Origin of the sequence: Chitinimonas arctica (genome assembly GCF_007431345.1) — a bacterium.
GTDB classification, from domain to species: domain Bacteria; phylum Pseudomonadota; class Gammaproteobacteria; order Burkholderiales; family Chitinimonadaceae; genus Chitinimonas; species Chitinimonas arctica.
This window is the reverse complement of record NZ_CP041730.1, coordinates 1,397,033-1,408,419: the sequence shown is the minus strand read 5'-3', so window position 1 is coordinate 1,408,419 and position 11,387 is coordinate 1,397,033. Positions and strand designations below refer to the sequence as shown.

At 58.3% G+C, this 11,387-nt stretch carries 10 protein-coding genes, 4 tRNA genes and 1 pseudogene; 4 read left to right on the top strand and 11 right to left on the bottom strand.

Translation table 11 applies throughout. The features are described 5' to 3' along the window. Nucleotides 1–253: 253 nt before the first annotated feature. From FNU76_RS06245 to FNU76_RS06225, 5 genes are all read right to left on the bottom strand, one after another. A complete protein-coding gene (locus FNU76_RS06245; protein WP_143856906.1) occupies nucleotides 254–781 on the bottom strand; it encodes a hypothetical protein in 528 nt (175 codons plus the stop codon). Beyond that, nucleotides 781–1,266 (bottom strand): DnaB-like helicase C-terminal domain-containing protein, encoded by a 486-nt coding sequence (locus FNU76_RS06240; protein ID WP_179958374.1) that lies wholly within the window; start codon nucleotides 1,264–1,266, stop codon nucleotides 781–783. The genes FNU76_RS06245 and FNU76_RS06240 overlap by 1 nt, the downstream gene beginning before the upstream one ends. Continuing rightward, a complete protein-coding gene (locus tag FNU76_RS06235; protein ID WP_143856904.1) occupies nucleotides 1,263–2,684 on the bottom strand; it encodes a replicative DNA helicase in 1,422 nt (473 codons plus the stop codon). Before FNU76_RS06235 ends, FNU76_RS06240 begins: the two co-directional genes overlap by 4 nt. Beyond that, the gene (locus FNU76_RS06230; RefSeq protein WP_143856903.1) at nucleotides 2,681–3,538 is read right to left on the bottom strand and encodes a replication protein; all 858 of its coding nucleotides are present in this window, start codon (nucleotides 3,536–3,538) and stop codon (nucleotides 2,681–2,683) included. Before FNU76_RS06230 ends, FNU76_RS06235 begins: the two co-directional genes overlap by 4 nt. 317 nt (nucleotides 3,539–3,855) lie before the next feature. Then, nucleotides 3,856–4,050 carry a Cro/CI family transcriptional regulator gene (locus FNU76_RS06225; protein WP_143856902.1) on the bottom strand — a complete coding sequence of 65 codons (195 nt, stop codon included), beginning with the start codon at nucleotides 4,048–4,050 and terminating at the stop codon, nucleotides 3,856–3,858. 107 nt (nucleotides 4,051–4,157) lie between these two features. Here FNU76_RS06225 and FNU76_RS06220 point away from each other — a divergent pair, with 107 nt between their 5' ends. The 3 genes and pseudogenes from FNU76_RS06220 to FNU76_RS06210 all read left to right on the top strand — a co-directional run bounded on the left by FNU76_RS06220 (nucleotide 4,158) and on the right by FNU76_RS06210 (nucleotide 6,803). Beyond that, nucleotides 4,158–4,889 (top strand): S24 family peptidase, encoded by a 732-nt coding sequence (locus FNU76_RS06220; protein ID WP_143856901.1) that lies wholly within the window; start codon nucleotides 4,158–4,160, stop codon nucleotides 4,887–4,889. A gap of 673 nt (nucleotides 4,890–5,562) precedes the next feature. Next, nucleotides 5,563–5,703: pseudogene (locus FNU76_RS25430) on the top strand (helix-turn-helix domain-containing protein); the annotation flags it as partial. 62 nt (nucleotides 5,704–5,765) lie between these two features. After that, nucleotides 5,766–6,803 (top strand): tyrosine-type recombinase/integrase, encoded by a 1,038-nt coding sequence (locus FNU76_RS06210; RefSeq protein WP_143856899.1) that lies wholly within the window; start codon nucleotides 5,766–5,768, stop codon nucleotides 6,801–6,803. Nucleotides 6,804–6,841: 38 nt separating this feature from the next. Here FNU76_RS06210 and FNU76_RS06205 read toward each other — a convergent pair. The 6 genes from FNU76_RS06205 to moaA form a co-directional block, all read right to left on the bottom strand. Further along, nucleotides 6,842–6,928 (bottom strand) — tRNA-Leu (locus FNU76_RS06205). A 140-nt stretch (nucleotides 6,929–7,068) separates the two neighbouring features. Beyond that, complete coding sequence (bla, locus tag FNU76_RS06200; protein ID WP_143856898.1) at nucleotides 7,069–7,959, bottom strand: class A beta-lactamase; 891 nt, start codon at nucleotides 7,957–7,959, stop codon at nucleotides 7,069–7,071. 640 nt (nucleotides 7,960–8,599) lie between these two features. Then, nucleotides 8,600–8,673, bottom strand: a tRNA-Cys gene (locus FNU76_RS06190). 55 nt (nucleotides 8,674–8,728) lie between these two features. After that, nucleotides 8,729–8,804 (bottom strand) — tRNA-Gly (locus FNU76_RS06185). A gap of 30 nt (nucleotides 8,805–8,834) precedes the next feature. Then, nucleotides 8,835–8,910: transfer RNA gene (locus tag FNU76_RS06180), tRNA-Gly, on the bottom strand. A 259-nt stretch (nucleotides 8,911–9,169) separates the two neighbouring features. After that, nucleotides 9,170–10,180 carry a GTP 3',8-cyclase MoaA gene (gene moaA, locus FNU76_RS06175; RefSeq protein WP_144280594.1) on the bottom strand — a complete coding sequence of 337 codons (1,011 nt, stop codon included), beginning with the start codon at nucleotides 10,178–10,180 and terminating at the stop codon, nucleotides 9,170–9,172. Between the two features lie 780 nt (nucleotides 10,181–10,960). Between moaA and FNU76_RS06170 the strand changes: the two genes are divergently transcribed. Continuing rightward, nucleotides 10,961–11,212, top strand: coding sequence for an acetolactate synthase 2 small subunit (locus FNU76_RS06170; RefSeq protein WP_143856897.1), 252 nt, complete (start codon nucleotides 10,961–10,963; stop codon nucleotides 11,210–11,212). Nucleotides 11,213–11,387 lie beyond the last annotated feature (175 nt).

The following is an 11,387-nucleotide window of genomic DNA, read 5'->3' as shown; positions in this document are numbered from 1 at the left end:
ACTCGCTGGAGGCGCAAACAAGCCCCCATCATCGTGTAGCGTTGTGTCTATCACGAGATATTCCCCCTCTAAGCCCCAAACCACACTCGTGCACAGAGGGCTCTAGCGGCCTCGGTATCTGGTGCACTAACTTGGAATACTTCAACAGCACTGTGAAGCTTACATACAAGTTCCAACCGGAGTACAAAAATGAACCAAAGGGATGGACGCCCCCTCCTAAATAGGCATCAATGTGCCAGAGTGGAAGCGCTGATCAACCACCCGTCCACGAATCCGCTTGTACACGTCCGCTAAGGTCGTATGCGCCATGCCCAACTTGGCTGCCACTTCGCAGGTAGCTACCTTCGACCACCCGACGATCAGACACTCGGGCGACGATCAGGTCGATGGTGTCGCGGTTATAGCGGCCGAACGAAGGCGCCAGGTAGTCCGATAGCGCGCGGATTGCCTCGTAACGAACCGGCGAAAACAGGAAGCGGCGCCTGCCGCTTTCTTCGACGCGTTCGGCGGGCTCATAGCGCGCGACGATGGCGCAGCGCTCTGCCCACGGCAAATGGTCGTCGACCATCTGGCGAATCATGGCGCATTGGGCGCGGACTTCAATGCGGTCCAGACCACTGAAATCCACAGAGGTATTCGTCGCGCCGGGTTCCTCCCAGATGCCAAGCTCCATCATGATGCGGCGTAGTGCCTTGGTCATGGCGCTTTCGGCGCCAATCTCGTAAGCCTGGATGATGTAGGCGAAATGCAGTGCTTGCGGCACGCTCTTAAAAATTGCCATTAGCGGGCCTCCTTGGCGATCTGCGCGACCGTGCGGTGGTCACGAACTGGAACCCACATCGGAAAATGTGATAGCTGATCGGAGGCGAAATGGCAGCGGGTGACATCGTCGTCGGACAGTTGGCCGCTGCGCAGTCGGCGGAGATCTGCACCACCTACCGTAGCAAGAAGGCGCGCGCCCAAATGTTCTGGCTGCTTGTCCAAGCTGTGAAAGGCGGCCGGCACGCCCTTATGCGCATTCGCCGTGGCGATACCCAAGCCCAGGGCTGTCTTGCCGATGCCCGACGGGCCATCGACCAGGACCAACTGGCCCCGCTGCAAACCGCCACCCAGCAGGTCGTCCAGATCCTTCAGGCCAGTGGTCAGTTCATTCGCTACGTTGATTTGATTCATTTGCTGCTCAATTCCTTGGGTCATTTTTTGGTCGGCATCAGCGATGCCAGGTCTTGATTTGGGGTGGTTACGCATGCCAGTCCGGTCGCTCATAGCTCTTCCTCCTGCCAGCGCTTGGCCGCTGCCTTCTGCTTGAGCGACCAGCTCGGCGGGGTGTCGATAAAGCGGGTGCATTCCGCCTGCCAGCCCACGCGCACCGTGCCGATTTCACCGTCGCGATGCTTCGCGACGATCAGCTCTGCTTCACCCACGCTCGCGTTCGGGTCGTAGTACTCCTCGCGGTGCACGAAGATCACCACGTCGGCGTCCTGCTCGATAGCGCCGGAGTCACGCAGGTCCGGCAGGGTCGGGCGACGCACTGCACCGCCCTTGGCGCTGTCCCGGTTCAACTGCGCCAGCAGCACGACGGGAATGCCCAGCTCCATTGCCAGCTCCTTCAGCCCGGCGGACACACGGCCCAGCGCTTGGGCGCGGTTTTCACCTTTGATGGGCATCAAGTGCAGGTGGTCGATCACCAGCATCACCAGACCCCGCTTGCGCTTCATGGTGCGGGCCTCGGCGGCAATGCGTTCCAGGGTCTGACCGGAACGGTCCTCGATCCAGATCGGCGCATCCGACAGCTTGGTCGCTGCCACGGTGTAGGCGGTGTACTCGTCAGGCGTCATCCGCCCCGTTTTCATGCGGGTAAGATTGATGGCCCCGACGAAGGCCACGGCACGCTTGCTCAGCTTGGACGCTTGCATTTCCAAACTGTTGTACGAAACCGTCTGACCATTGAGGCCGGCAGCAATCGCGAATCCCAAACCAAGGGCGGACTTGCCCATCGACGGGCGGCCACCGATGACGATCAGGTCGCCCGGCTTCAAGCCATCCAACAATTTGTCCAGCCCAGCGAGGCCAGTGGAAAGCCCGCCCAAGGCGTCACCGCGATCCATCCGGTCCATGATTTCATTGGTGCCCCGGCGAACGCCCTCCGCCATCGTTGTCGGCCCCGAGTCGGTCGCGGCGGCATCGGCGATACCGGACAGCAGGCGAACCGCTTCCGCCTGGCGTTCCGCCACCGTCCGGCCGCTACGCTCCACCGCCAAGTCGGAGATTTCCGCTGCAGCGATCAGCAGGCCGCGCTCCAAGGCATGCTCGAACACGATTTCGGCATAGCGCTTGATGTTGGCGGCACTCGGCACGTTCTCGGCGATGTGGCCCAGGTAGCCCAAGCTACCCACCGCATTCAGTTCGCCACGCAGGTCCAGTTCAGCACAGACGGAAATCACGTCGGCCGGCTTGCAGGCGACCACCAGGCGCGAGATGGCAGCGAAGATCAAGCGATGCGCTTCGTGGTGGAAATGCTCGGACTTCAGGACGGGAATGTCGTGCAGCCGTTCCGGTTGCAGCATCAGGCCACCCAGCACGCTTTGCTCCGCGTTCACATTGCACGGCGGCAGATAGCCAGCCAGGGCTTGGGCGTTCACGTCGGCCAGTTCGTCGTAGGGAAGATCGTGTGGTGCGCTCATGCATTACCTCTGCCCGCCTGGCGGTATTCCAAAACTTTCATAAAATTTTCTGGCCCCATGATCCAGTCGAAGCTGGCCGTCCATGTGGCGTCCTCGTTCTCGCCCATCCAGTGCGGGTTCATGCGGACCTTGCGGAACAGCTTGGCGAACCACTCGATGCCGGATGCGGTGTCGTCGAAACGCAGCTTGCCGGCCGGGTTGGTGGTCCCCAGCATTTGCTTCCAGCGGGCGCCGATGGCTTTCTGGCGCTTGTCGTTCAGCATCTGCGCTCGGGGCAAGCTGTCACCCAGCTCGGCGTTGTAGGCGTCCAGCACCTGCTGGCAGGGCACGACTGGAGGCTTTGCCTTGCTGACCCGCTTTTCCGGCACGTCGACAACTTCCGAACGAAGTGAGGAAGTAATAACTGTCTTTTGGAGTTGTCTATTGTGTGTAGCGTTTTGCGACGTTTGTCCGTAGCAATCCGCTACGTTCGTAGCGCTCACCGTAGCGTTTTGATACGGGGTGAAATCCCACATTTCCGGGGCATTGATCGACACCACCGAGCCATGCCGACCCTTGCTTGCCGACACGATGTTGGCCGCGAGCAGGGCTTGGAAAGCCTTGCTGGCATCCGGACGATGGATACCCGCCACCTCTGCCAGCTGGGTGATGGTGACGTCGTCGGACTGCTTGCCGAAGCCATAGGTCTTGCGGATCACCGCCAATGCCACCTTGAGATGGCGAGCCGGGATATCGGCGCTCAGCAGTGCATCGAACAGACCGTTCGGAATGCGGATAAAGCCGTCTTGCATGCGCGGCGCCTCCGGCCGAGCAGTGGGCTCGGCAGAATGAACCAGGCGAAGGACTGCGCTCATACGCGGCCCTCCAAGGGGAGACAGCGAAGCCGGCCACCCTCAATGCGCTGGTGTAATGTTTGAAGTTGTTTCATAATTCCTTTCGTTCCTTGCCCGAACACAAAGCCCTGCACCTGGCGCATCAACGCCCGCAGGGCTTTACCTTTTCTGCTGCATGCGTAACAGCACCTCAATCCGCTCATACAAGGCGGCGTATTTAAATGTTTATGCGTGGGCAACCTCGAGCATTGTTGGGGGGAGTGCGCCCTACACATGCAGCGCATGGAAGCTCTGGCTGAACAGCCAAAATGGATCTCGGTGAGGCGCGGGGTATTTGCCTACGCAGCTTGACGGTGCTTGCGTTGTTCTTTCCACCAAGCGCGCAGCGCATCGGGACGTAAACGGGCGATACGCCCCACTGCCGAATCGGGCAGTTCTTCCGGCCACTTCGATACCGATGGCGGCTTGATACGCAGCGCCCTGGCTGTTTCCGACCCGCTGCCGAAATTGCGGATCACGAATGCTTTCTGCATCTACGAATGCTCGATTTTTAGTTAATTAAATGTTACTCTAAGCTAACGATAGCCGCAAGAAATAAAATGACCCGCAAGAAACGAGTTTAGCTAAATAATATGTACCCATGACACTCGCAGAACGAATCAGGAAACGGCTGGATGTGATCGGCCGTAGACCGGCCGACCTAGCTCGCTACGTTGGCGTGAAGCCGCCATCGATCAGCAAGTGGATGAACGGGGGGACGAAGTCGGTCGAGGGCGAGAATTTGCTCCGGGCGGCCGAGTACCTACAGTGCAACCCTAACTGGCTGGCCACCGGCAGAGGCGAAGAGCTTCGCGCCGAGCCCGGCAATATCCGGACGGAACCCCGCCCGGCCAGTATCTACCATGATGAGGACGAGGTAGAAGAAGACGAATTTGAGGTAATGGCACTGAGACTAAAAGTATCTGCCGGCAACGGCGCAATACAATGGGTAATGGATGACGAGGGAAAGCGACACCGCTACAGCAGGCGCTGGGCTGCGACGCTGAACATCCGATTCCCCGAAAAATTAACAACCGTATTAGTCGATGGCGACAGCATGGAACCTCGCATTCCCAACGGGGCAAGTGTGACCATCTACACGCATATCTCCAGCATTCGCTCGGGGGAAGTCTTTGCCGTGGATTACTTGGGCGAGTTCTACATCAAGCGGCTCTATCGAGAACCGGATGGCGCCATCCGGATGACCAGCGATAGCCCGGACAAGGTTCGCTACCCTGACCGGCTCATTGCGGCCGAACATGTCGACTCCTTGCGAGTCATGGGTGTGGTGGTCGACGTGAAGTTCAAGCCGGTAGAGCGGCCATGGTGGTAAAGGAGGAGATGCAAGACCGTCTAAGGCTGTTCCAGCAACGGTATACACGCCAGCGACTAAATGCACTCCGAACCCGCCCTTGTGGTGGGTTTTTTTACGCCTGACGTTTCCGGGCATCACCGGCCTGAACCCGCATCGCCCCTCATCCCCGTCTTTTCCTACCGTAAAGCCTCTACCCCCCTCTCCAGCCCCCAAAATTTTGCAGGACGACTCTGCTATTTCCCATGGGTATCGCCGCCCCATCATATTCCTGTGCGGTAAAGCTAACAAATAATTAACTTTTGACTTGACTGGAAAATTACTTGTGGCTAATATTTGCTTCGTGGGGTTATCGCCCTGCATCGCAACGCCAGTCCACGCATTGCCAGGTCGGACATGGCTCCGGCTCCGGTCGTGGCTGCCGATGTGCTCCACCGCATGGTGACGACTTAGCGGCGTAGTCGATGAACACGGAGAACGCACTTGAACAGGACGAATACTAGGGCGCTTTCAGTTGCCGCTTTACAGATTGGTAGCAGCGTGACTGCCGACGACTTGGCGCATTGCCTGCGCCTCGACACAAATATCGTTTTCGAAGAACTGCAGGCTATGGCAGCAGAGGGGGTGGTCGTTGTTGAGTCCATTCGCGGCTTGCCTGCCCGGTACAGCCTTCGTAGAGAGGGGAAGGGCGCCGATGCAGACCTACACGCTTGAACAGGCTGCAGCACTGGCGCAATGCCATCCGGAAACCTTGCGCAACAAGATAAAGGCGTCAGAGGCACCAGGCCGAAAGGTCGGTCGAGCCTACGTCATTCTAGAAAACGACCTTGCGGCCTACCTTCGCGGCGAGTATGTTCGCCCTGGGCAGGCGGCGGTAGGTCCAAAAGGAACTACAACATGCCCATCTACAAGCAAGAAAATAGCAGTTTCTGGTACGTCGATATTCTCGATCCAGGCGGAAAAAGAATTAGACGTTCTACTGGGACTGCCGATGAAAAGTCCGCGCAGGAATTCCATGATCGGCTCAAGGGCGACTTATGGCGAATAACCCGGCTGGACGAAAAGGCGGTGCGGTCTTTCAATGAGGCGGCATTGCGATGGCTGAAAGAGAAGTCGCATAAGCGCAGTATTCATGGCGACAAGATTAAGCTTCGCAAACTGCGCCCGTTCTTTGAAAAGATAAAGCTGCATCAAATTACGGGTGAGCACTGCCGAAGCGCAGTTAACGAAGCCACTCAGGCTTCCAGCTCCACAAAAAACCGTTATCTCGCACTGCTCCGCGCAATCCTTCGTATGGCTGAGAAAGAGTGGACTTGGATTGATAAAGCCCCGCACGTCTCACTATATAAAGAAAAAAAGCGTCGTATTCGTTGGCTCAGGCCAGTTGAGGCGCAGCGGCTGATTGGGTTCTTGCCTCCCCATCTTGTCCCTATCGTTCGTTTTGCACTGGCGACAGGGCTTCGTAAAACCAACATATACAGCTTGCGGTGGGACCAGATCGATATGCAGCGACATGTTGCCTGGGTTCACCCTGACGAAGCGAAAGCTGGCAGAGCCATCGGTATCCCGCTGAATCAAACCGCCATTGACGCATTGCGGTCTCAAATCGGGAAGCATCACGAAGTAGTCTTTACCTACCGAGGCAAACCTATCAAGGGAGCCAGTAATGTCGGGTTCTACAAGGCCTGCGATCTGGCGGGCATCAAAGACTTTCGCTTTCATGACTTGCGCCACACATGGGCGAGTTGGCTGATCCAGTCCGGGGTGGGTCTGGCCGAGCTACAGGAGTTGGGTGGGTGGGAGTCGGTCGAAATGGTTAGGCGATATGCGCACTTGGCGCCTGACCATTTGCATAAGCACAGCAAGCATATTGACGATGTCATGTCATATTCTTGCCATACCCCTGATCTGGAAAAAGAAAAACAGGTAGCCTAGGGTCGAAGCTATCTACCTGTTTTATCAAGAAAAACTGCTGGTGCCCGGAGCCGGGGTCGAACCGGCACAACCTTTCGGTCGAGAGATTTTAAGTCTCTTGTGTCTACCAATTTCACCATCCGGGCGGAGGGTGGCATAGCTGGACTAGCAAAGGGCGAGACTATAGCACAGGCCCTCTGAAGGCTGGTGTGGCGGTGTCGATTTTGGAACAGCTTCGAAGAAAAGCTGAAGCTCTTCCTAGGCGACCCGCCGCACATTTTTAGCTTTAAACGAGCCAATCCACCGCAATCCTGGCAGCGGAAGCGATCACATCGTTACGTGCCTTGGCATGCTGTTCTTTCTGCGTGGTAAAAACCGTCACGACGACGGGTGCACGATGTGCAGGCCAAAGAACGGCGATATCGTTTGCCGTGCCATAGGAACCCGTGCCCGTTTTGTCGCCCACCCGCCAGCCGGCGGGTACGCCGGCTTGAATCCGCGTGGCGCCGGTCGTGTTGCCAAGTAGCCAAGTCTGCAATTGCTCTCGCTGCGGAGGGGGCAAGGCGTTACCAAGCGCAAGTCCTTGCAGGCTGCGCCCCATGGCTGCGGGCGTGGTGGTATCTCGGCCATCCCCGGGGATGGCTGTGTTGAGCTCGGTTTCCCAGCGATCCAGGCGGAAGGTGTGGTCGCCGATGGATTGCGCAAAGGCGGTCAGGGCTGCCGGACCGCCGAGTATCTTCATCAAGAGATTGGCGGCGCCATTGTCGCTGTATTGGACCGTCGCGGCGCAAAGATCGGCGACCGGCATGCCGTCCTTGAGATGTTGCTCGGTAATCGGCGAATGGGGGAGCAGGTCGTGCTGGCCGTACTGGATCCGTTGCTTGAGCAAGCCATCCGTTTGCGTGCTGCGCGCCAGGATTGCTGCGGCGAGCATCATCTTGAAGGTGCTGCACATGGGAAAGCGCTCATCGGCGCGGTAGCCAAGCGAGCTGCCGTTGCCTGTATCGATCGCAAAAAACCCAATGCGGCCTTTAAAGGCGAGTTCGAGTTGTGCGAGCTGCGCTTGCGCGGTCGCGGTGCGCGGACCGGCGGCAATGTCCAGGGAACCACAGGCGCCTATAAGGGGAAGGGCTGCGGCTGTGAGCAAAAAAGTACGGCGGGTTGGAGAGTGAATCATCGGCAAGGCCTCGTGGCGAGCGTGTTGGGGACAGCGATGAGCCCAGACGGGGAGGGGAGTCCGCTGTGACTGCACCGGAATGGCAAGCGGGCAAATTATATGCATGCCATTTCAGGCTCAGCCGTATCTCCACTGTCACGTGTGCAACCCTGGGCGCTGTACCGCTGCCATTTCATTGAGCACGCGCGCTCCGTAGAATCCGCTCTGCTCCTTGGGTACGGCCCCGTTTACTTCCCAACTGAAATGATATTTTCAAAACCACCCATCCTCCGCGCCATCCAGGCGGATATCACCACGCTAGCGGTGGACGCCATAGTGAATGCAGCGAATTCATCGCTTCTTGGCGGTGGAGGCGTGGATGGTGCGCGGCGGCGCTTGCGGTGGCCACTGTTCGCTCGGTGCTTGTCGAGTTCGCGACTATTCAGGAAGTGATCTTCTGCTGCTTTTCGGCGGGAGATCTGCTGGTGTATGAACGCGCCCTTCGGCAAACAGCCGACTAGCTACGTTTAGAACGCGCATGGACGGATTGACGGTCCGTTGCCTGGTTGGCAAACCCGCAATTCAGGGTGGCGGAGAATGAAGCAGAGGGATGAAACAGGCGTGAAAAAGCCCGCTTAAGCGGGCTAAATCATTGATTCTTTGGAGGCGGGTCCCAGAATCGAACTGGGATGGACGGATTTGCAATCCGCTGCATAACCATTTTGCTAACCCGCCGTTAGCTACAGACAAAAAAGGGAAAGTTTGTCGCTTTCCCTTTTTTGGCATTATCTGGAGCGGGAGAAGAGTCTCGAACTCTCGACCTCAACCTTGGCAAGGTTGCGCTCTACCAACTGAGCTACTCCCGCATTTCCGTCACACACTTTAGCAGCAAAACTTGGAGCGGGAGAAGAGTCTCGAACTCTCGACCTCAACCTTGGCAAGGTTGCGCTCTACCAACTGAGCTACTCCCGCTTCGTTTCGTTTCGCTTCGTGTGTTACGAAGAGCCGCCATTATAGGGGTCGAAAAAAAACTGTCAAGCGTGTTTTCAGCCGGGAGGCAGGCTACAGGCCAATTTTTTTAAGAATCGACGCTAAGTATCTGTTCCTAAAAAGGCGGGCACCCACAAAAATTTTTGATGAAGTTGCCGCTTAAGGTCGCTTTGCGCCGATCTCCAGGCGGCAATCGCTGGGGAGCGTCACGCAAATGCGAAAAAATTCGCGCGCCTACCGTCTATCCACCGGTTGCGGCCATAAAACGCACGATCTTGCCCGGTTGTTCCCGGAACTCATGCCGTTCGGGCTTGCGCTGGATGGCGTCGCGTATGGCTTGTTCCAGTTGCTGGTCGTCGATGCCGGCACGTAGCAGGGGGCGAAGTTCAAGCTTGTCGTCCTGACCCAGGCAGAGATAAAGGGTGCCGTCCACACTCAGCCGAACGCGATTGCAAGTAGCGCAGAAATGTTGCGAGATAGGTGTGATGGCGCCCAGGGTGAAGCGGCCATCCTGGCTTTGCCAGTAGCGGGCCGGGCCGCCGCCCAGTTCGATGGCGGAGGGGCTGAGGTCGAATTGCCTGGCCAGGCGTTGGACCACCTGCTGGAGATCGACAAAGGCGCTGTTGCGGCCGGTGTCGCCGACCGGCATGGCTTCGATCAGGCGCAGGATAAAACCGCGCGCCATGCAATAGGCAGCGAGGGCTTCCACTTCGTCGTCGTTCACGCCGGCCTGCACCACCATATTGATCTTGACCGGCGAGAAGCCGGTGGCGGCGGCGGCATCCAGGCCGGCCAGCACATTCGGCAGTATGTCGCGCCCTACGATGGCGGCAAAGCGGCCGCGGTCCAGCGAATCCAGGCTCACGTTCAGGCGCCGGATACCGGCAGCCTTGAGATCGTCGGCGTGCCGGACCAATTGGGTGGCATTGGTGGAGAGCGACAGGTCGAGCAGTCCCGGCAAGGCATTCAGTCTGTGGGCCAGCTGCGGTAATTGGTGGCGCAGCAGCGGCTCGCCGCCGGTCAGCCTGACTCGTCGCACGCCCAAGCGGGTGAATGCGCCCACCACCCGCTCTATTTCCTCGAAAGTCAGCCAATGAGCAGGTTCTTCGAAACCCTTGAAACCCTTGGGTAGGCAGTAGCTGCAGCGGAGATCGCAACGGTCGGTAACCGATACGCGCAGATAGTCGATGCGGCGACCGTGGGCGTCGATCAGGCTGGCGGCTGGGGCGGAGGGGAGGGGGATAGGGTTCATCATCGCTTGGTCGATGTCGGTGCGCATTGCTTTCATCAGTTTACGCCGCCATGCGGTGACTGGAAAAAAAGACGGCGTCCCCAAGCGGATATCTCCACGTGGGGACGCCGTTGTTGTCGGATCGGCGTCTTCACGCCTTTCCGTAGCTATCTATCCATTCCAACCGGATCGATGCCCTTTCCTGCCGTGGCGGGAGGGCGCTAAGCCGGTTCAGCGGATGTGGGCTACCAGTCAGACTCCCCAACGAACCTGGCAGTGATCCACTTCCTCGAAAGTGGGCTGCCCGCATATTGCAATGCAGCAAGTGTGCCAGGCAACGGTGGGTCCGATGTATCCGCGCAGTTCGTGATTCAAGCTGTTGATATGCAAAGCGGAAATACGAAGCGAGGTAGCTGCGCGGCGCAGGCTTATCCGCCTTGATCGCGCCGTTTCGAGGCGAGCCTGCACCAAAATGGCGCGGCCAGCAACGTCATGGTGGGTCGGCAACATACTGCTCATTGCGTACTTGCCAGCTTGGCTGCCTAGCAGGTACAGTCTGGTCGTCTGTTTTAATTTTGCGCCGCAACAATACTATGTCTCTCCAAGCTTTCGCGCTGACCAAAACCATTAAACGCACCATGATGATTCGATCATGGGGCGCGTTGGTGCTTGCGCGGAGGGGAAGCTAGAACAGATACCCACTGCCGAATGCCAGACGAAGCCCCCGAGTCGAGAGATCGGGGGCTTCGTCATTTTCGGCCCGCCTTGCAGTACGACTAATCCCCGCCCTGGAGTAAGACCATGCCCAAGCAACTGAACTTGAGTGTCGATAACAATAGCGATGCGTTGGAACGCGTGTTACGCGTGGTACGTCATCGTGGTTTTGCCGTGCGGCGCTTCGAGGCGCTACTGCCGCAGGGCGAAGGCTGCATGGATGTCGTCATCGAGGTGGAAAGTGGCCGTTCGCTCTTTAGCCTGGTGGCGCAGCTGGCCAAGTTGGTGGAAGTGCGCTCGCTGGCTATGCGCGGCGAAGGTGTGCGGGTGCTGCTATAGCGATGGATGAGGATGCCAACTGCCGGAATCCGGTGTCTGGACGCGGGCGGGGGGCGGGGGCGGTAAAAGTTACTCGATGCGGCCGGGCCCCGCCGTAGGAAGCCCCCCCTTTCCGGCTTCAAGCCGGCGAGCGTTGGCGAGTGGCGGGGGAAGATGTCAAATCAATTGTTTAAGT